Source organism: Gilliamella sp. N-G2, assembly GCF_002142215.1.
Lineage (GTDB): Bacteria > Pseudomonadota > Gammaproteobacteria > Enterobacterales > Orbaceae > Gilliamella.
This window is the reverse complement of the sequence record NZ_NAST01000003.1, coordinates 62955-88270: the sequence shown is the minus strand read 5'-3', so window position 1 is coordinate 88270 and position 25316 is coordinate 62955. Positions and strand designations below refer to the sequence as shown.

At 36.5% G+C, this 25316-nt stretch carries 22 protein-coding genes and 2 tRNA genes; 14 read left to right on the top strand and 10 right to left on the bottom strand.

Going from position 1 to position 25316, the window contains the following annotated elements:
- Positions 1-10 precede the first annotated feature (10 nt).
- From B6C99_RS02465 to B6C99_RS02455, 3 genes are read right to left on the bottom strand one after another with little or no spacing between them, the layout of a single operon-like run.
- On the bottom strand, positions 11-589 hold the full coding sequence (locus tag B6C99_RS02465) for a manganese efflux pump MntP family protein (RefSeq protein WP_086358372.1): 579 nt from the start codon (positions 587-589) through the stop codon (positions 11-13).
- A gap of 46 nt (positions 590-635) precedes the next feature.
- Entirely contained in the window at positions 636-1250 is a 615-nt protein-coding gene (locus tag B6C99_RS02460; protein WP_086358371.1) for a hypothetical protein, read from the bottom strand.
- Between the two features lie 19 nt (positions 1251-1269).
- Positions 1270-2460, bottom strand: a complete 1191-nt coding sequence (locus tag B6C99_RS02455) for a bifunctional tRNA (adenosine(37)-C2)-methyltransferase TrmG/ribosomal RNA large subunit methyltransferase RlmN (protein WP_086358370.1) — start codon at positions 2458-2460, stop codon at positions 1270-1272.
- Positions 2461-2563: 103 nt separating this feature from the next.
- Here B6C99_RS02455 and B6C99_RS02450 point away from each other — a divergent pair, with 103 nt between their 5' ends.
- Positions 2564-3313, top strand: a complete 750-nt coding sequence (locus tag B6C99_RS02450) for a M15 family metallopeptidase (RefSeq protein ID WP_158092425.1) — start codon at positions 2564-2566, stop codon at positions 3311-3313.
- On the opposite strand, the gene B6C99_RS02445 is transcribed toward B6C99_RS02450, so the two are convergent.
- Both B6C99_RS02445 and B6C99_RS02440 read right to left on the bottom strand, forming a co-directional pair.
- Positions 3310-4614: an ATP-binding protein gene (locus tag B6C99_RS02445; protein WP_086358368.1), complete on the bottom strand. Its 1305-nt coding sequence runs from the start codon at positions 4612-4614 to the stop codon at positions 3310-3312. The two genes, B6C99_RS02450 and B6C99_RS02445, sit on opposite strands and share 4 nt — an antisense overlap.
- Before the next feature lie 18 nt (positions 4615-4632).
- Positions 4633-5313, bottom strand: a complete 681-nt coding sequence (locus B6C99_RS02440; RefSeq protein WP_086358431.1) for a response regulator transcription factor — start codon at positions 5311-5313, stop codon at positions 4633-4635.
- 382 nt (positions 5314-5695) lie between these two features.
- Between B6C99_RS02440 and B6C99_RS02435 the strand changes: the two genes are divergently transcribed.
- The 3 genes from B6C99_RS02435 to B6C99_RS02425 all read left to right on the top strand — a co-directional run bounded on the left by B6C99_RS02435 (position 5696) and on the right by B6C99_RS02425 (position 7297).
- Positions 5696-6991 (top strand): serine dehydratase subunit alpha family protein, encoded by a 1296-nt coding sequence (locus tag B6C99_RS02435; RefSeq protein ID WP_086358367.1) that lies wholly within the window; start codon positions 5696-5698, stop codon positions 6989-6991.
- Between the two features lie 122 nt (positions 6992-7113).
- Positions 7114-7189: transfer RNA gene (locus B6C99_RS02430), tRNA-His, on the top strand.
- A 31-nt stretch (positions 7190-7220) separates the two neighbouring features.
- Positions 7221-7297, top strand: a tRNA-Pro gene (locus tag B6C99_RS02425).
- 392 nt (positions 7298-7689) lie between these two features.
- On the opposite strand, the gene B6C99_RS02420 is transcribed toward B6C99_RS02425, so the two are convergent.
- Genes B6C99_RS02420 through B6C99_RS02410 form a run of 3 tightly spaced genes read right to left on the bottom strand, consistent with a single transcriptional unit; the run spans position 7690 to position 13229 of the window.
- Positions 7690-9456, bottom strand: a complete 1767-nt coding sequence (locus B6C99_RS02420) for an ABC transporter ATP-binding protein (RefSeq protein ID WP_086358366.1) — start codon at positions 9454-9456, stop codon at positions 7690-7692.
- Positions 9457-11199 (bottom strand): ABC transporter ATP-binding protein, encoded by a 1743-nt coding sequence (locus B6C99_RS02415; protein ID WP_086358365.1) that lies wholly within the window; start codon positions 11197-11199, stop codon positions 9457-9459. It abuts the gene before it with no gap.
- Positions 11200-11228: 29 nt separating this feature from the next.
- On the bottom strand, positions 11229-13229 hold the full coding sequence (locus B6C99_RS02410) for a TonB-dependent receptor (protein WP_086358364.1): 2001 nt from the start codon (positions 13227-13229) through the stop codon (positions 11229-11231).
- Positions 13230-13378: 149 nt separating this feature from the next.
- Here B6C99_RS02410 and B6C99_RS02405 point away from each other — a divergent pair, with 149 nt between their 5' ends.
- On the top strand, positions 13379-14311 hold the full coding sequence (locus B6C99_RS02405; RefSeq protein WP_086358363.1) for an AraC family transcriptional regulator: 933 nt from the start codon (positions 13379-13381) through the stop codon (positions 14309-14311).
- A gap of 8 nt (positions 14312-14319) precedes the next feature.
- Here B6C99_RS02405 and B6C99_RS02400 read toward each other — a convergent pair whose 3' ends face one another.
- Together B6C99_RS02400 and B6C99_RS02395 are read right to left on the bottom strand one after the other, a co-directional pair.
- Positions 14320-15507, bottom strand: coding sequence for an MFS transporter (locus B6C99_RS02400; RefSeq protein ID WP_158092424.1), 1188 nt, complete (start codon positions 15505-15507; stop codon positions 14320-14322).
- Between the two features lie 783 nt (positions 15508-16290).
- Entirely contained in the window at positions 16291-17658 is a 1368-nt protein-coding gene (locus B6C99_RS02395) for an MFS transporter (RefSeq protein WP_086358361.1), read from the bottom strand.
- Between the two features lie 319 nt (positions 17659-17977).
- Between B6C99_RS02395 and B6C99_RS02390 the strand changes: the two genes are divergently transcribed.
- The 9 genes from B6C99_RS02390 to B6C99_RS02350 all read left to right on the top strand — a co-directional run bounded on the left by B6C99_RS02390 (position 17978) and on the right by B6C99_RS02350 (position 25306).
- Positions 17978-18787, top strand: a complete 810-nt coding sequence (locus B6C99_RS02390; protein ID WP_086358360.1) for a helix-turn-helix domain-containing protein — start codon at positions 17978-17980, stop codon at positions 18785-18787.
- A 439-nt stretch (positions 18788-19226) separates the two neighbouring features.
- Complete coding sequence (locus B6C99_RS02385; RefSeq protein WP_086358359.1) at positions 19227-19958, top strand: GntR family transcriptional regulator; 732 nt, start codon at positions 19227-19229, stop codon at positions 19956-19958.
- Entirely contained in the window at positions 19945-20628 is a 684-nt protein-coding gene (locus B6C99_RS02380) for a GntR family transcriptional regulator (protein WP_110424517.1), read from the top strand. The genes B6C99_RS02385 and B6C99_RS02380 overlap by 14 nt, the downstream gene beginning before the upstream one ends.
- 11 nt (positions 20629-20639) lie before the next feature.
- Positions 20640-21107 carry a PTS sugar transporter subunit IIB gene (locus B6C99_RS02375; protein ID WP_086358357.1) on the top strand — a complete coding sequence of 156 codons (468 nt, stop codon included), beginning with the start codon at positions 20640-20642 and terminating at the stop codon, positions 21105-21107.
- 17 nt (positions 21108-21124) lie between these two features.
- Positions 21125-21958, top strand: a complete 834-nt coding sequence (locus B6C99_RS02370; RefSeq protein WP_086358356.1) for a PTS sugar transporter subunit IIC — start codon at positions 21125-21127, stop codon at positions 21956-21958.
- Positions 21939-22763: a PTS system mannose/fructose/sorbose family transporter subunit IID gene (locus B6C99_RS02365; protein ID WP_086358355.1), complete on the top strand. Its 825-nt coding sequence runs from the start codon at positions 21939-21941 to the stop codon at positions 22761-22763. Before B6C99_RS02370 ends, B6C99_RS02365 begins: the two co-directional genes overlap by 20 nt.
- A gap of 13 nt (positions 22764-22776) precedes the next feature.
- On the top strand, positions 22777-23856 hold the full coding sequence (locus tag B6C99_RS02360) for an SIS domain-containing protein (RefSeq protein ID WP_086358354.1): 1080 nt from the start codon (positions 22777-22779) through the stop codon (positions 23854-23856).
- Positions 23857-23858: 2 nt separating this feature from the next.
- Entirely contained in the window at positions 23859-24857 is a 999-nt protein-coding gene (locus tag B6C99_RS02355; protein ID WP_086358353.1) for an SIS domain-containing protein, read from the top strand.
- Positions 24858-24874: 17 nt separating this feature from the next.
- A complete protein-coding gene (locus B6C99_RS02350) occupies positions 24875-25306 on the top strand; it encodes a PTS sugar transporter subunit IIA (RefSeq protein WP_086358352.1) in 432 nt (143 codons plus the stop codon).
- The last annotated feature ends 10 nt before the right edge of the window (positions 25307-25316 follow it).

The window sequence follows — 25316 nt, the reverse complement described above, 5'->3', positions numbered from 1 at the left end:
AAGAATAAAATTATATAGCGAGATGTTGATACAATGTGATTGAACCGATAACAATAAGTACAACGCCACCGATAAATGATGCTTGTTTACCAATTAAACAACCAATTTTTTTACCTAGCAATAAGCCCAACGTAACCATGATACAAGTTGCAAGCCCAATCATGGTGGCGGCAATATAAATATTAACGCTGGCAAGTGCTAATCCGACACCAACAGCAAATGCATCAATACTTGTTGAAATCGCAGTAAGAACTAATATTAGAAATGATTTTTTCGATGAAGGAAGTGGTTTTCCATCACAGTTGTCATCGTTATCTTCTTTAAAACTATGATAGATCATGTTTAGACCTAACAATAACATGACGGCAAAAACAATCCAATGATCCCATCTTTCAATATATTGTAAGGCAATATAACCAATTAACCAGCCTAGTAATGGAGTGATGGCTTCAACAAAACCAAATAAGATCCCCACTTTTAATGCGCCTAAAAACGGTGTTGATTTGAGTGAAACACCTCGACAAATCGCTACCGCAAATGCATCAGTAGACATGGCTAATGCTAACAATAAAATAGCCAAAAAACTCATGATATTTACTCTTGCTTCAAATGATATTTCTTTTAATTTTTATAGTTTATTTTTTTGATATTAAAAATAGATAGTTAGCTATCTTTTTATCGCCTTTATTTTTATAAAGTTCTGCTGTTTTTACCACATTACTTCGACGACTTGAATCATATTCAAAAAGTTGTTTGAACATAAGATCTGCTGTTTGTTTATCGCCATTTTGGATAGCACAATAACCATATTGCTCGTAGGTATCAGCTTTCCAGCGATGTCGATCCAGTTCTAGGCTTTTACTAAATTGTTGTTTTGCTTCTTGATAACGATTTATACCACATAAAAAGGAACCGTAGTGAACATGAAATAAACCATTGCCTGGTTGCATTAATGTGATACGTTTATAAATCATCTCTGCTTCATTATATTCACCAACATGCTGATCAAATATTGCCATTGCTAGCATTATTTGTGGATTATTTGGTGAATACTGAGCAGCTAATTTTAGATTATAATGTGCTGCTTTAATATTATCCTCGGATTCATTGGCTTTAGCTAAATAGCCTAACCCCAATCGCATTCTCGCTAATGCTGCTGCTTCAGGATCAAACTCTTCACGAGAGCTCGTTTGGCAACCAGCTAGCATGAGTATAACTAAACCACTTAATACGATTAATGCACTTTTCATCCACAACTCCTTCTCTATTTTATGCTGTTTTTTGAATAAGGTTTTGTTTTTTATAAAGTGTTCTTTTAGTTCGATCTACGACTTCACCAGCAAGTTGACCACAAGCTGCATCAATATCATCGCCACGTGTTTTTCGAACGATAACTGTAAATCCGTAACCCATTAATGTTTTCATAAACCGATCAATTCGGGTGTTTGAACAACGAGCATAAGGCGCACCAGGGAAAGGATTCCATGGAATTAAATTGATTTTACTTGGTACATTTTTCAGGAATTTAGCCAGCTCATGGGCATGTTCAACACTATCATTGATCTGGTTGAGTAATACATATTCGATGGTCACTTTACCATGATTAGCATTCGAGGTTGAAAGATAACGTAAAATTGAATCACGTAACATTGCCATATTATATTTTTGGTTAATTGGCATAATCTCACTACGAATTTCATCATTTGGTGCATGTAATGAAATAGCTAATGCTACATCAATCATGCCAGCTAATTTATCTAAGGCGGGTACGACACCAGAAGTAGAAAGCGTCACGCGTCTTTTGGATAAACCATAACCAAAATCATCTAGCATAATTTCCATTGCTGGTGCGACATTGGATAAGTTAAGTAAAGGTTCACCCATTCCCATCATAACAACGTTAGTGATAGGTCGATCGGCTAATTTACCTGTTACGCCAATAGCATTTGAAGCGCGCCAAACTTGGCCAATAATTTCAGATACGGTTAAATTACGGTTAAAACCTTGTTGCGCTGTTGAACAGAATTTACATTCCAAAGCACAGCCTACTTGTGATGAAACACACAAAGTCGCACGATCACGTTCAGGAATATAAACTGATTCAATCATTTGATTATTGCCTACATCTAATGCCCATTTTATGGTGCCATCGGATGAACGTTGTTCGATGGCAATTTTAGGTGCTTTAATTTCAGCTAATTTTTTTAATTGCTCCCGTAATTTTTTGTTAATGTCGGTCATAAGATCGAAATCATCTATCCCAAAATGATAGATCCATTTCATCACTTGATCTGCTCTAAATGGTTTTTCTTCTAGCGAAATAAAAAATTCTCTTAACTGTTGTCTGGTAAAGTTAAGTAAGTTTATTTTTTCGTTAGTTGGATTGGTGGTGTTTTGATTAGTTGTATTTGTCACGTCCAAACAATTATCAGACGATTTGTGTGTAGCTGATGTTAACATATGGCCTCGTTTTTACACATTATGGCTATTTCAATTTTTAGGGAAAGGATTATACTGGTTTTCACCCTGTCTGGCTAATATAATATTAATTAGAATCTAAATGATGAAAAAAATAATAACATTGAAAACAGTTACTCATTTTAGCTCAACTTTAACTTTACTCTTATGTTCAACGTTTGCTATGGCACAATCTATTCCATTAAATAAACTTACTGGACAATTTGATGAAAAAAAAGATAGTAATTATATTGCTCTCGACTCAACAATATTACCAGTAAACAAAAAAGGTATGTATTTACAGAAAGAACCAACTGAGCAGTTGATTAAGGCTTATAATGATTTTAAAAAATCTTATCCTAATATTCCTTTTATTGTAGTGAGTGCTACGCGTAATTACACCTATCAAAATGGTATTTGGCAACGTAAGTGGGATGCATTATTACCTAAGTTGAATAATCCACAAAAAATTGCCGAACAAATTTTAAAATTATCTTCAATGCCTGGTACATCAAGACATCATTGGGGAACAGATATTGATATTACTAGTGTATCGTCTGAATATTTTAAAAATGATAAACAGGGAGTTATTTTGTATCAATGGCTTCGTGAAAACTTACCTAAATATGGTTTTTGCCAACCATTCAATGAGGGACGAAAAGGGGGCTATTTGCCAGAAGAGTGGCATTGGTCATATAAACCAATCTCAAAACAATATATTGCTGAATATAAAGCAATACTTGATAGCAATCCACAGATGATTATGCACAATCTGAATTTTACTGGTTACGATAAAATTACCTTAGAAAGTCTGGTAAAAGAGTATGTATTAACCGTTAATCCTGATTGTTATTAATTTTTTCGCCAATATGGTAGTTTGATTGTTACCACTAAACCACCACCATCGCGATTATTAGCTTGAATAGTACCGTTATGCATAATAACGGTCTTTCTGACGATGGCTAGACCTAGTCCATAGCCTTTACCTAACTGTGCTGACTGAATACGGACAAAGGGTTCAAAAATACTTGATAATTTGCTGGCATCGACACCCGGTCCACGATCTTTAACTTCAATTTGTAAATATTTTCCTGCTTCTTTTAATGATACCTCAACCGTTTGGCCTGCATTAGAAAAGCGGATAGCATTACGAATAATATTTTCAATCGCTCGTCGTATCTGTTCAGAATTACCTTTAACAATAGAGTGATTAATGGATGATAAGTTAAACTCTACTTCAATAGATTGGTGATTGGCTTCATAGTTGGCATCATTAACTACTACACCAATTAACTCTTTTAAGTCAAAGTATTCATCGGTTCGATTATTCATTTCCGCACGTGAATAATTGAGAATCTCACCAATTAATTGATCTAATCGTTCCGACTCTAACTCAATTCTAGCTAAAGCTGTATCGATATTTTGTTTATTTTGTTGGGCAAGACCGATTGCCAATTGTAAGCGGGCCAGAGGGGTTCTGAGTTCATGAGAAACATCATGAAGTAGAGCTTGACGATCAGATATTAAGATGTTGAGTTGCTCTACCATCATGTCAAAATCTTTACCTAATTCACTCAGTTCATCACGACGAGGTTTTAACTTTTTAAATAACCGAACCGACAGATCACCTTGCGAGACGCGGAAAAATCCTTGTCTTAGTAACTTCATCGGTCTGGTCAAGTTCCAGGCTAAAAATAGACTGAACACTAAGCCAACAAAGATCCCCATTAGTACAATGGGGGTTGGCATTGTAAACAGAGTTTTTTTAGCACTGTTGCTGTGATCGGTTTTATCATCTTTAAATGATACCGAGTAAAGCGTACCATCTGGTGCAACCGCCATTCTTTGGTATATATAAGTGGTCGGTTCAAGTTCATCGGTGATGATATTAACTTGATCATTTTGTGGAGATACCAATTTTATCGACAATAAAGCCCTTTCACGTTCGGGTAGATGGGCGATAAAATTGAGGGTTTCATCTTCTCCGGCAACATGTAATAATTGCGCAATCATATCCACTTTAGTTGGCATATGATTTAAGAATCGTTGATTTTTATTCTCAATATAATAAGAGAAAGCAATCCAAGTTAATTGGAAAGTAAGATAAAAGATTATCCAAAATATAATCAGTATTTTCCAAAATAATCGACGATTCATAGCAAACCTATGGCTTGATTAACGGATACGATATCCAACCGCTCTTATTGTTTCAATGGTTACATCATTTTGTGCGACTTGATGTAATTTTTGGCGAATATTGCTGATATGGACGTCAACACTTCTATCATAAAGCTCCCGCGCACGACCAAGACCTATTTCAGATAATTCTTCTTTAGTGACCACTCGTTCACTATGTTTTACAAGTAGAACTAATAAGTTAAATTCGGTAGAAGTTAAATCAATAGGTTGACCATTCCAAGTACATAGTCGTTGAGGAATATCTAAGGTTAAACCATTAAAATGATATTTTTTATCATCAACCAATTCGACCGAACGTTCATCAAAACGACGTAAAACCGCTCGCAATCTTGCTAATAATTCTCGAGGATAACATGGTTTTGGAATGTAATCATCAGCGCCTAATTCGAGCCCCAATACGCGATCAATATTATCGCCTTTGGCTGTCAGCATAATAACTGGCATATTACATTGTTGACGAATGCTTTTTAGGACATCAATGCCATTAATATCAGGTAACATAACATCTAAAATTGCTGCACGATATTTACCTGACAGTGCTTCATCAATACCATCCTTACCTTGGTAAACACTTGTAATATTAAAACCTTCATTAGTTAAATATTCGCTAAGCATTTGTGATAATTCTACATCATCATCAATTAATAAAATATTTATCATATCTCGCCATTATTATTTAATTTTTGATAGTTACATTATTGCAATAATAAAAAAAAAGTCAGGTGGTTTTACTAAAATATTACATATTTTGAACTATTCCTGATTAATTTATTTACTATGCAGTTAAGTATAGACGTTTCAGATTTAGTCTATTTTTTGTTGTGTGTATTTTAAACAAAAAGTGATTTAATAAAAATCTGTTTATAGAGGTTTAACGTATTAATAAAATCAGTATTGAACTGATAAATTATGTTCACTTACTCTTTAATATGTGAGCTTAACATTCAGTTTTCAAGTTAAATAGAATAAAATAATTACTTAATTTTGTGGCTAAATGTTTCACTTGCTAACATTACGGTTAGTAATATGGAGATAAAAAATGGAACAACAAGTAATGTGGCAACAATTAATCAAATTGGTGAAACATGAAGTCTTGCCAGCACTTGGTTGCACTGAACCTATCTCACTTGCTTTAGCTGCTGCTACGGCAACTCAATATATTGATAAAAACAAAATTAGCCGCATTGATGCTTATGTTTCGCCCAATTTAATGAAAAATGGCATGGGGGTTACGGTTCCAGGCACTGGTATGGTGGGATTAACTATTGCAGCGGCCATCGGCGCCATTGGCGGTGATGCTGAGGCTGGTCTTGAAGTCCTTAAAAATATTACTCAACAACAAATCGAACAAGCCAAAACGATGCTCAATGAGCATAAAGTTAATGTGCAAATTGCCAATAATAATACTGCTATTTATTCTGAAGCTAATATTTATACTAGTTACGATCATGTCCGCGTCTGTATTGAAAACTCACACACTAATGTGATTTTGATTGAAAAAAATGGCGAAATAATTTTTAAAGCTGATAACCAAAAGCAAGATGATTCGAAAGATGCGGCTATCATCAAATTGATGTCGGTAAAACAGATATATGAGTTTGCCTCGCAGGCTGCTTTTGCTGATATCGAATTTATTTTACACTCAGCAGAATTAAATGATGCCTTATCTCAAGAAGGGTTAAGACGAGATTATGGTTTAAGTATTGCGGCGACATTACATGAACAAACTAAAAATGGCTTATTAGCCGATGATCTACTGTCTAAAGTGATTATTCGTACTACTGCTGCATCAGATGCTCGCATGGGGGGGGCAACGTTACCGGCTATGAGTAATTCAGGTTCAGGCAATCAAGGTATTACTGCTACTATGCCAGTCGTTGTTGTTGCCGATTATTTAGATGCAACGCCAGAACAATTAGCGAGAGCGCTTATTTTATCACATACTATTGCCATTTATATTCATAGTAAATTTCCGCCATTATCAGCACTTTGTGCAGCCTCAACAGCTGCCATGGGATCGGCTGCCGGTATGGCGTGGTTACTGGGTAAAGGCCAATATGAGCCAGTTGATATGGCCATATGTAACATGATCGGTGATTTGTCCGGAATAATTTGTGATGGTGCGTCAAATAGCTGTGCAATGAAAGTTTCAACTTCGGTTTCATCCGGATTTAAAGCCGTATTAATGGCGCTAAACCGAATTCGTGTTACAGGTAATGAAGGTATTGTTTGCGATAGTGTTGAAACCACCATTAATAATCTAGGGGCGATTGTCAGTAATAGTATGAAAGCCACAGACACCCAGATAATTGATATTATGTCGCATAAAGTTTAATTTTATCCAAAATGGTAAATATTAGGCTTTTAACGCTTTTAATATAACCAATTGGTATTATTTTTTAAAAATATGCTGGACAATATTATTTTTTATGCGTAATATTTCGTCCTACTTCTATGGTGGCTATAGCTCAGTTGGTAGAGCCCTGGATTGTGATTCCAGTTGTCGTGGGTTCGAATCCCATTAGCCACCCCATTTTATATTTAGAATGTGAAGCGATTTCTGACGGCGAGTAGCGCAGCTTGGTAGCGCAACTGGTTTGGGACCAGTGGGTCGGAGGTTCGAATCCTCTCTCGCCGACCAATTCAATAAAAAAAGCCTACTCATTTGAGTGGGCTTTTTTATTATTACTACTATGCATTTGATTCGAACCAATAAGAGGTTCGAGCCTAGTAGCACGAGACTGCGTAGCTTTAGCAACGACCCGTAGGGCGAGCATGAAATGTGAGTCAATCCGCTCCCGCCACCCAAATATACCCGAAGAATCTAATGTAAAATGGTACGAAACCAGTAATACGGAAAGATACACACTGTTTTCATTTAAAGGGTATACTGTTGCAACGGTTATCGAAAAGTAAGCATGGTCTGTGTATATTTGGGGAATTATCCATGGCTATCCTGTTATGCCACCCGATATAACATCACATTATATAAAATTGTTTAATTTTGCCTGCGTTGAAGTGGTCATCGCGTTGTTATTCCTTATTTGATGTAGTAAGCTGCCATGAGAGTGATTGCTGTTGACGCTGCCACAATTGAGTGTAAAGACCATTTTTGCGAAGCAAAGAGTCATGATCCCCTTGTTCCACCAAGCCCCCCGCATTCATAACCAGTATTTTCTGGGCCTTTTGTATTGTGTTCAAACGATGAGCAACAACCACAACAGTACAATGCTGAGATAAGTTTTCTAATACTCGATGTATTGCCAGTTCAGTAGAAGCATCAACACTGGCAGTCGCTTCATCCAATAGGATGATAGGGGCTTTTTTTAATAATGCTCTGGCAATTGACAGTCGTTGCCGTTCTCCGCCTGATAATGAGTAACCATTATCACCAAGAATTGTTTGATAACCATCCGGTAACTTTTGAATAAATTCATCAGCTTGAGCTAATTTAGCTGCCTGAATCACTTCCTCAGCAGTTGCGTTCTGATTACCCATCAAAATATTGTCAAATACTGATGCCGAAAACAAAACCACATCTTGAAATACCATGGCAATATTGCGATCTAAGATCTCACTAGCGATTATTTTAGTATCATATTCACCCCAAAGAATTTGACCAGAGTCTGGTACCCACATTTGCGCAATGAGTTGCAACAGAGTGCTTTTTCCTGAACCACTAGGGCCAACAATAACCGTTATCGCATTACTCTGAATGTGGCAGTTAATGTTTTGTAAGACCGGACAGGATTGTTCAGGATAGGTAAAAGTGAGTTGCTTTACAGTAATTTCATTCGAGCTAGGGATTATAGAGACGTTCCCATCATTATATGTGGCCACCGGTGTTTCACTCAGTAGTTTTTTGATACGTTCCATGGCGCGTGAGCTAAATCGAAGTTTTATTAACCCATCTCCAAGTGTTTGTAATTGCCGATAGACAATCAGTGAAAAAAAATTGAGTAGGATAAAGTGCTGAATATCTAAACGTTCCTGAAACAACAAATATCCGCCTGATACAAGTAATAGTAGAAAGCTGAACTCACTAACAAAACCAAATAGTGCGACTAACGCAGAGGGTTTAGTTTCTAATACTAGTTGCGCTTGATATTGTTGAAACAACGCATTAGAAAGACGCTTCCAAGCTGTACCAAACTGACCAAAACAGCGAATAACGTTAATGCCTTGTATATAATCATATAACTCTGCTTGTGCATTACTCGCAGTGTCCAACATTTTTTCATCATAACGACTGATGACACGCTGCGTTAATGACATAACCCAAAAGGAAAAAGGAATGGTTATAATAACTAGCAAAGCTAAAAAGAGATCAATCCAGCATAGCAGTGCCAATATTAATAACATCGTGATTATGGTGCTGGTAAAGACAGCTAAAAAATGCGACCACAGCCATTCGATTAGCTCGAGATCGGATGTTAAACGAACACTTAAATCCCCCGTTCGTTTTGCTGAAAACCAACCTAGTGGTAAAGCGTGTAAATGGTTAATAATTCGAATTCTAGCTTCAGCCATCATGGCATAAGTCCCACCAAAAACGTGGCTTAATGCCAAATTACTTGAATAAATTCTCCCCAACAGGCAGGACAATAAACCGACTGCGCTTAATAGGATTATCGGTAACGAAATAGTTTTATTGAAAACGGACAAGATAAGTTGTGCAACAATGTAATAACTTACTGTCAATAAGCAACCATCAAGTGCCGCCAGAGATAATCCTTTGGTTAGTCGACGATCTTGATAACCAGCCAACTGATAACCGGCACGAATAAATTTAATCAGCATTTATTTTTCTCCATTCAACTCGATATCTTGCCAAAGTTGACAATAACAGGGACACTTCAGAAGCAGTTCGTCATGGCGTCCCTGACCAACCACTTTTCCTTGCTCGACAACGATTATTTGATCAGCATGGATAATCGTTTTAAGGCGATGGGCAATCATTAGCACACTTCGCCCATTGCAAAGATTGGCGATAGCTTGTTGAATAAGCCACTCGTTTTCACTATCTGCATAGGCTGTTGCTTCATCCAGAATTAAAAGAGGGGCATCTCTTAATAGTGCTCTGGCGATGGAAAGGCGTTGGCGTTCACCTCCCGATAAGCGGGTGCCATTTTCACCAATTGGGGTGTCATATCCTTGTGGTAGAGAGAGAATAAATTCATGAGCACAGGCTGCCTGTGTTGCAGCAATTACCTGATCAATATTGGCATCCGGTCGACCAAGTAATAAATTTTCCATAACCGTGCCATTAAAAAGATATACATTCTGAGATACCATGGATATCTGTTTAAATAACTCTTCTATTGGCCAATGCTGGATATTGAGCCCTCCCAAGGTGATTTCACCGCGATCACAGTCAAGTAATCGTGTTGCTAAACGGGCAATCGTTGTTTTCCCCGCGCCACTAGGCCCAACAATCGCTGTTAATGCATGTGGCAATGTATTAAAGGTTACCTCTTGAAGAGTTGGTTTTTGCTGATCGTAACGGTAAGAAACGCTAGAGAACGACAACACAAGGTTTCCCATTGGTAAACTCGCTTGATCAATCACATCAGGTACTGTCATCTGTGATGCATTAACTATCTGGTTAAGACGATCTAAAGAACCCTGCCGTTGGGCTTGTTCCGATAACGCAAATACAAGGCGTGAAAATGGTTGAACTATTACTGGAGCAACCAATAAACACAGTAACCAATCAACTGGCGCTAAATCTCCATGAAAACAGCGCCAGGCTCCAATAGGCGCCACCAAGATTAAATTGCTTGAAAGTAAACAATTAAAGCAATTCCAGCCAAACATATTCTTTTTACAGTAGTTTTCTATCCAAGGTGCGACATTACGGATTGTTTGACTGAGTTGACGAAAAGAATCAGCTCTCAGTCCAAAACTTTTAATTACTGCAATGCCTCGGATGTATTCACTCACTTTTTGGGCTATATTGAGCTGTAATTCTCCCCACTGACGCGCTTGTTCGGCACTGTGTCGCATAGATAACCATTGGCAGCAAAACGCGATTGGCAATAATAGAATGGCAACAAACGCCATCTGTGCATCTATATAAAGTAACAATGATAATCCGACAATTGGCAGAGTAAGCGCTGAAGCAACATCGGGCAAAAAATGCGCCAGAAAAGCTTCTAATGCGGCGATATCATCATTAATTACTTTACGTAAATCACTTGCTGTATGAGAGCTGAAAAACGATAAGGGAGCTAATCCCAACTTGTTGGTTAAATGCAACTTTAAATGATAAGCTAGCTTTAATGCGCCATGATGAGCACTAACATGGCTAATCACAATTAATCCCCAGCGAAGCAACATTGCAATGAATGCTGCTACTAGGCATGAATAGATAAGTTCAAGCGACACGGTGGCAATAGTCAGTTCTCTCACCATGATGTAAAGTATCCAAATGGGTACCAACGTCATAATGGTTGAGATGATTGCTGTCAGTGTTGATATCCAAAAAGTCTTACCCATTAACTTTATTAATAGAATAAAACGCAGTGGCTCAGAAATGTTCATAACTGTCCTCGAACTTATATGATCCTAATTTAAAAGAAATCAACTTTTATGTTAACGCCGGCAGTTAGCCCTTCGTTAAATTGCGCAAAAGCATTATTACCACGAGCGTAAGCGTATGTGCGGTAGCGTTTATCAAAAATATTGTTGATATAACAAGTCACAGTAATCCGTTCATTGGTTTGCCAGCCAAGACTTATATCAGTTGTACTGTAACTACCTTGACGTAGTTGATTACTACCATCAAAGTAAAGAGGACCAGTCATATTCACCGCTATTCTAGGCATTAGAGCGCCCATTGACGTTGCAACCAAGCCATCTACGCTAAACCCAGCACCATACTTAGGAATAAACGGAACTCGATTATTAGCATAATCATCAGCAGTCACATTACTGGCAAACTTGGAGTGAGTTAAATTGCCATTTAGGGTTGCTGCCCATCCGGGGGTAAATAACCATTTTGCATCAGATTCAATACCTACAGCATTTGCACTACCCGCATTTTTCAATGTTTGAAAACCCATCGGACCTGAGTAAAGCTGCATATTCTTCGTATGGGTATAGTAGACTGCACTTTGAAGCTGAAAATCGTCAATTTCATAGCGTGAACCAATTTCATAGTTAATCGATTTTTCAGCAGAAAAAGGCTCCGCTCGAGTACCAGCTTGTGGTGTAATAGTAAAGCCAGCAGCCTTATATCCTTGTGCGACGCGCGTATAGATACGCCAGTCTGGTGTTAAACGATAACCAACCGAAAACTGGCCTAACACTTGATTATCACTATTATCACCGGCGGACCAAGCGCTATTATTACCATAATGCGTCTTCGCTTTATCATGAGAAGCACGTAAACCTGCTCCTAGATCAAATTGGGAAACATGCAAGGTTCCATCCATATAAGTGGCTAATGATTGTGAGGTGACTGAGGAATCGGTTGTACTCGTTTTGCGACTTTCATCAATATCTAGTCGGTATAAGCCAAATACGCCATCCCATAAACGGTCATCGCCTTGTGTTGCTGCGCGAATTTCTTGGGTATTTTGATCCCAATGCTCCGAGGATTGAGCTGAGTAAGGACCATAAGGAAAACGACGTTCATATTTCAGTTGTTGCCAAGCACTACTAGCAGTCAGTAACCAATCGCCGAAATCATAACTTCCATTTAGAGTCTGACTATGTGTACGACGATGCATGCGCGGATCTAAACTACCCGCAGACGTTAATAGTTTGCGGCTGTGGGTATTTTTATAGTCTAAATACGTATCCTGAGTTGAATGAGTTCTATCTTCTGTTGCACTAAAATTGACTTCCCAAGGAGCGGTTATTGGTGCTAATCTGAATTTAATATTACCGGTATTTTCATCTGATCCTCCCAATCTGTGCGAACCAGTGGATGGGTTATTGAATGCCCCCGGTTGTGATTGACGCAGCAATGTGACGCTTCCATAGAATAAATCTTCTACCATAGGACCACTGAGATTCAAACGGCTATGGTAACCTTTTCGGCTAGCACCACCACCATCAATATAACCACGAAATATATTATTAGGCTTTGCAGTGCTAATATTAACTATACCGCCCTGTGCACTGCGACCATAAAGAGTTGCCTGCGGGCCCTTCATCATGGTGACATGCTCGACATCGATCAAAGACTGGACTAAATTAGTCGACAGTTGTGGTACACCATCAACATAAAATGTGATTGCAGGCGAATAAAAATCCTGAGCAGAAGAGATACCTCTTAGCGATATTGCAGGAAATAGCAAATTACCACTGTTTTGTATATTCAGACCAGGCAGTACCCGAGAGAGTTTTTTCGTATCATCTACCCCCGCAGCTTCGAGTTTAGCCTGGGAAATGGTATTTGAAGATACATTCAGTGAAGAGGCTGCTTTATTAGATTGCTTACTTGCAGTTACAATAATAGTATCAAAGTCAGTTTTCTGATCGCTTTGTTTAGCTATTGGTTCTGCCAGCAATTCTTCATTATATAATAAGCCTAATATACACAAAAATATAAGTTTTTTTTTCATCGATTATTATCCACTGTTACTTTTATTTTGAGCTAAAAACTCATTCTAAAATAGAAATTGGATAACGCTGGTGTACAAAATCTTCAAAAAAAGTATAATTAAGTATAATGATAATTATTATCATCTTGTTATGGATAGAGAGGTGACGGATGAAAACCATTCGCTATAGTAAAGATACCCGCAAACAGGCAACCAAAGACAAAAAACTATTTGAAAGTACTGAATGGTTTAACATACAAGGGTTGCTTAATGCTGGTTTCGTAGAAATGGCGCCGTTACAAGATATTCGAAATAATACAAAAGTTGGTAAGCATTTATCGCTCGTGTTTATGCTCAATGGGGCTGTGCATCATCATATACATGGTTCCAAATCAGTCGTGTCTTATCAACCCAATAAGGTTTATCTCTCTTACTCACACGATACTATATATGGCACCGATTTTTTTCCGGCTAATTACAGTTATAAAATCATATTGTTACAATTCCGTCCGGACGAGCTATTAAAGATATTCAATGAGTGTCCACTAAATAGCTATCGGGCGAATATGCAATTTTCTTCACCAAATTTCTGTATTTGGCGGTTAACACTTACACCGGTGCTCAAAGATATAGCACAACGATTGCAAGCCGCCAGAAGATCTTCTGATGCTTTATCGCAACTTAATATACAAAGATTAAGCCTTAACGCGCTGTGGTTAACATTAGAGCAGTTAAAGTGCTCCTCATCGACAGATGGCAAACCGATGAGGAGTGGTTTAACTGGTCGAGATCGCAAAAATGTAATCAATGCACAATTATTTATACACGAGCACTTCCAAACTCATTTAATCATAAAAGATATTGCTAAAGTTATTGGTGTGAGTGAGTCTAAATTAAATAGAGACTTTAAAAAGGTGTTCGATGTTGGTATACACCGCTACATTATCAACTATCGCTTGCAACAGGTGACAAAATTACTTAATGAAAGCACATTAACCGTCAGTGACATTGCAATTCGATGTGGCTTTACGTGTGCTGGTCATCTCTCCAGACGATTTGTTGAGGTGTTTGGTGTCACACCTCATGCTTATCGTTGCAATTAATCCAAAATCTATACTGCTTTTAAGATTGAGTTCCGATACAAAAAGATAAGTACGAATAAAGCACAGCCCAAAGTAAGATTGAAGAGTGTAACGTAACCCAAATAATAAGCAACGATACCACCGATATAACCAGAACATCCGGCAGCAAGCGCTGCTCCGCATTGAAATAATGTAAAATCTAATCCAGCTTGCTTCAACGACGCTTGTGTGGTTAGGAACGAGTAAAGACAAACTAAGCCCACAGAAAAAGTGTAGTTAAAAAACAGATAGCTAACAATAAGCCATATTGGATTTATATCAGGCTGAAGACTTAATATGATAAAGCAGCTGATTGACAAGCATTTAAATAGGGTCGCCAATAAGAGTGCCCAGCGATAGCCTATAATTCGGATAAAGAGCATACCTGATAAAGTGCCTAGCATCCCACAAGCAGCACCGCCAAAACTGGTTACTTTGCCTAAATTCTCTAGAGAAAGCCCAGCGTCAATCGCAAAAGGAGATAGCATAGATGAAATTAAACGACCACTAATCTCAAAGAAAAAGACTAAAACGATCGCCTTTAGCATCATTGGTTGCTTTAGTGTTTTAATGAGAGAGGGTCTCTGATCGCTTTTTTCTGTAACAGGAAGCTGATTGATACTCGGCGCTAATAACAAAGGTAGCAATAAAAAGAGTAGTAATCCACTATAAACAAGTAAGGAGGATTGCCATCCCCATTTATCATATAGATAAATTAACCCGCCACCGCCTACTGCCATTCCTAAATAACCACATCCAATCCGTAATCCATTGCCGATACCATATGATTTTGAATTTAAATTCTCAATCATATAAGCATCACAAGCAATCTCACTCGTGCAACAAACTAATGATAATAAAATTAATAGTGAGATTAGTGTGATGAACATATTTTCATGTACGAATGATAGGCCAATTAATATCACCGCCAGAGCCACTTGTCCTGCAATGACAATTTGTTTGCTGCGAATTTTCCCGGATGCAGTGACTCTATAACGCTCAACGCCACCCGCCCAGAGTACTCGAAGTGTCCAAGGAATCATAGCAAGTGACACTAAACCAATAGTGTACAAATCCACATTATGACTCCGTAGCCAAGCCGGTATAGCTTGAAAGACAATACCACCGATTAATGTTTGAACAAAATAAAATGAGCCAATTGCAAATATAAGTTTCAAAAGAACGCCACCATTAAATATAAAAATACCCACAAAAGTACAAAGTTTTTTTCATCAATTATTAGCCACTGTTACTTTTTGGGAGCCAAAAACTCATTCTAAAATAGAAATTGGATAATGCTGGTGTACAAAATCTTCAAAAAAAGTACAATCAAGTATAATGATAACTATTATCATTTGTCTATGGTGAGTATTTCTCTGTTTTTATTAGATATTTTTATATGATTTATATGAATAGTAATGATTAACATGATAAGGTCTTCCTGTGATGTGGGTAGCAATTATCAAATTGATCTTGCTTAGCAATATATTTCTTAAGCAGCACATTAACTGTACTATATTAGAAAATTTTTTTAGCTTATTGATAGATTGTGAAAAAATTACCGCCGATATGTTTCGACGCTCGTCCACTGTCATGCTTTAACGAACCCTTTGGTATATTCGATTGGCCTAAGGATTGCTGCCGTTTTCTATATTTTTTGGGGATTATCCTGAGACTTGAGCAAAGGTAAAAAATCTTAGGGTCATTTTTACATTCATCTGGTTTGGTAAAGACTAAAATTTTGATTGGTTTGATGCCGTGTCTTCTCTTGATGCAAATTAAGGTAAATTTATAGCTGACAGATTGCTAAGTCCATTTTGCCACAATGTGATTTAGTAATAACATTAACAGACGATTAGTTGGTAAGATGGCGGCGTTTTTAGTCAATCTGTGTACTAGTTGCACTGCAATAGGTTCGTTAACTGGCTAGCAAAATTCATATAAATCAATCAAGTCTTACATTAGTAGGTAATTTTATTCTCTCGACTAAAGAAAATATAGGCAATAACGGCAATAACACCGAAAACAAGAGAGATCAAAAACATGATATAGTAACTATTGTTTACTGAAATTAGTTGAGCTTGCGTCAGATAGATCAGTATTCCTGATAATACTCCCCCAAATGCGCCACCAATCTGCTGTACAACACGCGTGATAGCACTCGTGTCCTTGATTTGATTTTTATCGCAAAATTCGAATGGAGAAGAGAGAACCGCAATCGTCGCAATACCCAACCCTGAACCTCGGATAATAAAACCAATAATTTCTGATAAGTTTCCGCCGATTTGAATTATTAATATACTTATGGCAGAAAATATTAATCCAATGCCAATAATTAAAAATGAATTTATCTCACTTAAACTTTGATAAATAAATTTTCTAGCTAACCAGGCACCTACACCCTGTAAAGCAAGTAGCAAACCAATATACGTGACAGCAATATTATCATTTATAGCTTGGATTAAAGGAAAAAAAATCATGAAACCAAAAAAGATAAGCGACGTTAGAAATCCCATAATTATTGCCAGTGAATATTGAGTGCAACTAAAGGCACTTAAGTCGACCAGTTTAATAGCCGACCTACTATTAACAAGAAGCGAAACTATCATCAAGCCAATCCCTAAAACCAGCATAATAATATTAGACATATCAAAAAAATGGCCAGAAGCGATATTTTTAATCGAGATAAAAAATAATATTAAAGCGATTAGGAATGTTATAAATACATAAATATTCATATTGTATTTAGACGTTTTATTATCAGGTACTGTCGTCCTACCAAAGAAAATAGCCAGAAGCACTAAGGGTACGTTGATAAAAAAGGCCATTCTCCAATTTAACTGTTCAGAGATAATCGCCCCAAATATTGGTCCTAGTGCGGGAGCAAAGACTGACGGAATAGCAATTAATGCCATAATTGATTTTAGTCTTTGTTTACCAAAATAAGTCGCTATTATTGATTGAGTAATTGGAATTAAAATCCCCGCACCAAGACCTTGGATACCTCTAAATAAGAGCAAAGACAGTAGATTATATGAGAAGCCAACCAATACAGAGCCAACAAGAAAAATGATAATTGAGTATAGCCATGCTTTTTTGAGCCCAAAATTTTCATGTATATAAGGAGATAGTAATATACCCGTAGCACAGGCCAACATATATACAGTCACCACCCATTGTATATAAGCATAAGAGGTATTAATGTCATTCGAAATCTCGGATAAAATAACATTAACAATGCTATTATCTAATAATGGCAGCACGCTAGATAGCGTCATAGCAAACACTAACTTTCTTTCGGCGGCCGTCAGCTCAAGGGTTTGTTTCATGACAAACTCTCTCTAAACGATATTTAATTGCACCATGTGTATATATGTCATCAAAGTTTGTTGGCATCACTTCTTTATAATTTTTATGTTTTCCTTTCATGCATCTGTTACCTTCTCAAAACCAGACTATTAAACAATGAATAAATTTGCAAATTACTCATTAATGCGTATAAAAAACGATTATTTGGCTCATTTACAACTTATCTATTTATTGCTAACTTGTTATCTTGAATTTAATTAAGAGGACTTTAGGATAGCCAGTAGAATAGCCTTTTACTAGCCAATTTAAGCCACAAAATATCCCATCGGGGCCACATAAATGAATACGCCACTCATCTCTCCACAGCTAGCTTCCTCTGATAGTGAACCGATGATCATATCGACAGTCAGCCACTCTTCTCAAAGAGTGACTCAGCGTCATGGTCATTCTAGAGGGCAATTACTCGGCACATTACATGGGTTAATTTCAATTGAAGCTGAAAGTTGTCAATGGGTAGTGCCCGCAACTCATGCGGTCTGGATACCGCCAAATGTACAACATAGTCTTCTTGGATCACATGGGCGATTCGAGGGATGGAGCATCTATATACAAAAAAACGCATGCATTGAACTACCTGTCAAACCATGCATTTTAGAGTTATCTGGCTTATTGCGCGAAGCAATTACCCGAACCATGTCATGGCATAATTCAGAACTGGAACCGGAACAGCAGCGATTAATTGCCGTAATCCTTGATGAGATTAGAACCATGCCTCAAATTGAGCTTGCACTTCCTATGCCAAAAGATATGCGTTTGTTAAAAATCGCTTTAGCTTTGTCTGATAATCCTAGTGATGATAGAAATATTAATGACTGGGGCGTTTGGGCAGGCATTTCCCGGCGCTCATTAACACGTCGATTTACCAATGAAACTGGGTTTAATTTCACACAGTGGCGTCAAAAACTGCGGATGTTAAAAGCGTTAGAATTACTTGCTACGGGAAAACCAATCACCGAAATATCTTTGTATTTAGGTTATGACAATATTAGTAGATTTATTGCTATTTTCCGACGAAATTTCGGGGTAACACCGGGAAACTATCAAAAAGCCATGAAAAACCGTCTCTCATGGCGAAACTTTACTAACTAAGACAATGAGAACCTTTCTGAGGTTTACGATGAGTGCAGCGAGACAGCATTACTTTAACAACGATCAGCAAGATGAACATAAGATGCTAGTCAATTGCCTCTTGTCGACTAAATTTATAAAAAAGTCTGCTTATTGAGTGGACTTTTTTATTAATGCCATTATGTATTTGATACAAATCTCGCACCGTTAGACAAAGCAACTTTCTGACTATATTTACCTATCTATTTATTCTGATATTGATTGATTCACCCCCTAAAATTCCTATATTGGTATTTATTCTATTGATTTAATTAAGTTAATAATAAAAATTGTGATCTACACAACAGTTTTGGTACTTAAAATTGACAACATATATCTTTTTGACTATTTTTTAATAATAGTTACGTTAATTTAACGTATATCTGTTTTATAAAAAAGTCCAACCATGGAGTAAGATTTTTTGGAATATCGTGAAATTGCTTCAAAAACTTATGTTGAAGAACAAATTAAAGCTAATCCGACTATTGTTAGTCAAAAATTGACAGAACGGGCACTAGCAGAACATTTTGGTGTAAGTCGTACAACAATAAGAAATGCTTTAAATGATTTAGCTATGGAAGGTTATGTATTCCAAGCTGAGACTGATGTCGAAAAGCATAAAATTTTTGAGATTAACATGTTAAAAATGTCTTCTTTTAGTGAAGAAGTTAAAAAAGAAGATGATATTGACATTAATATAAAAGTTCTCAGCAATCAAATTATTAATATGCCAGCTGAACTAAGAGCCTTTTTTGGCTCAAACGAAAAATTGATTAGAATTATTCGACAAAGGATATTAAACAAAACCCCGCTTTCTTACGAAATAACCTATTTATCATCTAATAAGTTCAAAGGTTTAGAGCAAATCGATTTAAATAATATCTCTCTTTATCAATTTTTAAAAGATCATTATCCAGTTAAACCTAGTCACGGCCGTGAAGAAATAACCTATGAGTTAGCAGCTGAAGATAAGGCTAAATATTTACAAATTATTGATGGCACACCAATTTATAAAGTTTCTAGTAATAATTTTGATGATAATTTTCAACCATTTGAACATACCGAACAATATCTAGTAGGTAATCGATTTAAATATCATCTATCGGCTAAAAATATCTTCAATTACGGAGAAAAAAATAGTGAAATTGTTTGAAAAAATAGCTGATCATTTAATCGAGAAAATTAACACCGGCCAATATGGTGTGGGTTCTGAATTACCTCCAGAAGTCCAATTACAGAAAGATTATGATGTTAGCCGAACAACTGTGCGTAAAGCCATTGATCTATTGGTAGAAAAAAATATGGTTGTTCGAAAGAAAGGTGTTGGTTTATTTGTTGCGCCAATGCTTTCTACGCAAAATATTTTAGAGATGACAGGTATTATTAAACCGGGTACTTATCAACATCACAAAAAAATTATCAAAGAAGCTTATTTAAGACAAGCGGGTCTTTATTACAGTCAATTACTGAAAATAAAACCATCAGAATTGATTTATTACATTAGTTTTTTAGAAATAGCAAAAAATAGTGTAGTGAAAGAAATTTTTATTTTACCACTTAACCATTTTCCTGATTTTCAAGTTTCAATAATAAAAGTGCTGTCTGCACTTGAAATCACCAATTCAGGTAAGAAAAAAGTCGATAAATTAGAACAAGATTTACAACTTATTGTAGCCAATGCTGAATTAGCCAAACAACTACGCTGCCAAATCAATGAACCATTATTTAAAGTGTCTAATCACTATTTTGATATAAATAGCGAACCGATTGCCATTGAATACAAATTCGCTAGTAATACTAAATATGTGGTGGATTTCACCTAGGAGGAAAACCAATGATTAAATTATTACGTGTCGATCACCGCTTATTGCATGGTCAGGTTGTTGTTTCATGGTTCGATAATGTTAGTGCTAATACTATTTTAGTTGCCAATGATGCTGTTGCTAATGATGAGTTTCGTAAATCAGCGATTCGGTTAGCTAAACCAGAAAATGCCAAACTGGTTATGAAGTCAATTGATGACAGTATTGACGCTATTAATTCTGGTGTAACCGATAAATATCAGATGTTAGTTGTGGTGGAATCAGTTGAAGATGCAGAAAAACTTATTCGGGGAACTCAAGAACAGATAACTAGCCTTAATTTAGGAGGAACTAAACCACGTGAAGGAACCAAAAATTACTCTAAAACAATTAATTTGACCGATTTAGAAGCGGATCTTTTAGCTAGATTACAACAAGATGGTGTTGAAGTGTATATACAACAGATCCCAAGTGAATCTAAGCAAAAATTTGAAAAATAGACCAAAAGGAATACAAAATGAGTATTGTTATTACAGCAATTATTTTGGCCTTGATTGCTATGTTAGCCAATGGTGAATACTTTTTAGGTTCATCTATGTTATCAAGACCTTTAGTTACTTGTACCTTAGCTGGGCTAGTAATGGGGGATGTTACACAAGGAATTATTATCGGTGCGACATTAGAGTTGGCGTTTGTTGGTTCTTTTTCTATTGGTGCATCTATCCCTCCAGAAATTATTTCAGGTAGTGTATTAGGAACCGCGTTTGCGATTGGTGCTGGTAAAAGTACGGCAGTTGCCTTAACTTTAGGGATTCCAATTGCTTCTTTGGTTTTAGTGGTTAAAAACTTATGTTTCTTGTTCATTTTACCTTACTTTGTGCATAAAGCAGATAAGTATGCTAGTGAAGGTAATGGTAAAGGCGTTGATCGCATGAATATTTTCGGCGGTTTCTTTTCTATCAACCTACCAATTGGCTTAGTCGTTGGTTTTTCTTACTTATTTGGAAGTGAAGCAATAAAAAGCTTACTTGATGTGATCCCTGAGTTTGTCATTAACGGTTTAGGAATTGCAACAGGCTTATTACCTGCATTTGGTTTTGCTATGTTAATGAAGATTATGATCAAAAAAACCAATGCAACATTCTTTATTCTCGGTTTTGCTGTAGCAGTATATATGAAAGTACCTGTCACTGGTGTTGCCGTTTTTGGCGCTTGTATGGCGTTAATTCTTACCGGTTACTCTTCATTTACCGGCAAAAAACTTACTATCTCAGACAATCAAGAAGTTAATAATCAATCAGGCAATGCTTTAGTAGGACAGGAGATCAATTATGAAAATGAAGAATTCTAATTTAATTACTAAAAAGGATTTAATGCGAACATTTTGGCGCTCTTTCACTGCTGAGTGGTCATGGAACTATGAACGACAAATGAATTTAGGTTATTCTTTTGCGATTCGTCCTGCTTTAGAAAAGATTTATAGCCAAAAACCAGAACAATTAACTACTGCTTATCAAAGACACTTAGAGTTTTATAATGTTACACCATGGTTAATTACTTTCCCATTAGGTATTTCGATTGCCATGGAAGAGCAGAATGCCATAAATAAAGATTTTGATGAAAGTTCAATAAATGACGTCAAAATTGCCTTAATGGGACCACTAAGTGGTTTGGGAGATTCATTCTTCTGGGGAACATTACGGGTTATTGCCACAGGTATTGGGACCTCACTGGCAATGCAAGGGAATATCCTAGGTCCACTGTTATTTTTATTAATTTTCAATATTCCAGCCATTATAGCTCGTTATTTTGGTCTCTTTATTGGTTATAACATTGGTGCATCTTTTATTGAAAAAGTGCAAAAAACCGGTTTGATGGATAAATTATCTTATGGAGCATCTATCTTGGGGCTCTCGGTGGTTGGCGCTATGGTAGCGACGATGGTGACACTAAATATGCCATTAACAATAGGATCTGGCGATGATGCAACATCATTACAAGCCATTTTTGATGGCATTGTTCCGCAAATACTGCCGTTATTATTTACTTTATTTATCTTTTTATTAGATAGAAAAGGTCTGAAAGCACCTTGGATCTTATTAATGATTGCTGGTATCGGAATCTTTGGTGCTTGGAGTGGATTACTCGGTTTATAAAAAGGAATATGTAATGAAAAATATTGCTGATTATGTAGCATTAGAACCTGAATACTATCAGAGTATTTTAGACAATTATCAAACATTATTTGTTGATCCTATTGATTTAAATAAAGTTAAACAATTTAACTCAATTGTTATTTTTGCTACTGGTTCAAGTTCTAACGCAGCTTATGGGGCAAGACCTTTAATGTGTAAAATCTTAAAGGTTCCCGTTTATATTGAAGATCCTTCAATCGCTGCTAATTATTTACATTACAGCGATCCTAATACCTTGTATTTTGCTATTTCACAAGGAGGTGAAAGCTACTCAACGATTCATTTAGTTGAAGAGTTTATTAAGAATAACCAAACTATCTATACGCTTACCAGTAACCCTGATAGCCCATTATATAAAATTAGTAATCATGTGTTATCTATGGGTATTCCGATTGAGGAAATGCCTTATGTCAGTGCGGGTTATAGCGTTACGATTCTTGATTTGATCTTAATTGCTTTAGTCATTGCACAAAAAAATGGCAGCATGGATGATAAACATTTTGCCAGTTACTTCGATCAACTTCGAAAAGTTGCACGCTTGCTACCTAAAGTTATCGAACAATCCCAAACGTGGGTAGATCAATGTCAACACAAATTTAATCATTCGCAACGGGCCATATTTATTGGCTATGGTGCAACTTATGGAACCGCCAGAGAAGGTGAAACCAAGTTCACGGAAACTGTACGAAATAGTGCTTTTGGTAAAGAGCTCGAAGAGTATATGCATGGCCCATATTTAGGATTAGATGAGGATGATAATATCGTTTTCCTTGAGCCACATGGCGTATTATCTGATCGTGCTGAATTGTTAAAATTATTTTTGACTAAACATGTTAAAAATATTTCGACTATTTATGCCAATAACAGTAGCAATCTTAAACCAGACGATTTGTGTCTTAATATTGATATAGATGAACTGTACGCATCACTATTTATGACGATACCCGTTCATCTATTAAGTTACCAAGTTTCAAAATTAAAAGGTCATAACCTTGAAAAATCAACCTATCCAGAATTTGATGAAATAACTAGCTCAAAAATTAAGAGGATTTAAAAATGAGAAAATATGACGAAAAGAAAGAATTAGACAGCATGAATGGTGCGTTAGCATTAAGACCAAAAATTAATGAATTTATTGATAAAATCCACGAGCGTGGTTATAGCAATGTTTGTTGGTTAGGTATTGGTGGTACCTATGCATCATCAATGCAAGCAGTTGTCCATATGAAAGAAAAAACAGCGGTTGAAACTTTTGTGCAACATGCGGCAGAATATTTAGTCACTGGCAATAAACGTATTACTAAAGATACGCTTATCATTATTTCATCAGTGACAGGTACGACACAGGAAGTGGTTGCTGCTATTGATAAAATTAAAAAAGAAGTGGGTTCAACGGTATTTGCTTTTATAGATAAAGCCGATACCACATTAGGCAACATGGCCGATTATGAAGTTGTTTACCCGATGAATGAACAGTTAAAATTCTTTATGACAGCCGATCGTTTAATGTTTTTAGCGGGTGAATTTCCAGATTATGATGAATTTTACCAACAAATGGATCAACATTTTGCCCAAAATATCGTAGCTGTTGCCAAAAAAGCCGATAAATTTGGTCAAGAAGTTGCTGAAAAACATCATAATGATTCAATGCACTATTTTGTTGGCGCGGGTAATCAATGGGGAGCAACTTATTCTCATGCTATGTGTTATTGGGAAGAGCAACACTGGTTACGATCAAAATCAATTGAATCAGCAGAGTTTTTCCATGGTACGTTAGAAGTTATCGACCGTGACACAGCAGTCACTGTTTATGTTGGTGAAGATACCCAACGGCCATTAAGTGAAAGAGTAGCTAAGTTCTTACCGCAAATCTGTGGTAATTACACCATTATTGATACTAAAGATTATGAATTACCAGGTATATCGGAAAAATATCGTGGAAATCTTTCACCATTTGTCTTCCGAGCTATTAATAATCGTATCGATGCTTATGTTGAACATCTCAATCGTCATCCAATGACAATCCGTCGTTATTATCGTTGTTTAGATTATTAAAATAGGAACTTAACTCGATGATTTCTGTATTAGTCAGTACTCATGGTTCAACAGCGAAAGGTTTAATTGAAACGGCGGAAATGATTTGTGGTAAACAATCTCAGTGTGAAGCTGTTTCGTTTGCTATGGGACAATCAACCGATGATTTTCAACAGCAACTGCAACAAAAGCTAAAAACATTACAGCATTTTGGCTCGGAAATTGTCTGTTTTGTTGATTTAAAAGGTGGCACACCATTTAATACTTTAGTTAGATTGATGGCTGATTTTCCTAATATAGAAATAGTCACTGGGGTAAATGTGCCCATGCTGTTAGAAACTTTTATGCAACGCAGTGAGGTAAATCTAGTAACATTGTTACCAGATATTATACAAGCCGGAACTCAAGGGATTGAGCGGTATAATATGGCAGCAATGGCAGCAGATGAACCAAGTGATGAAGATTTCTAAAATTGACAAC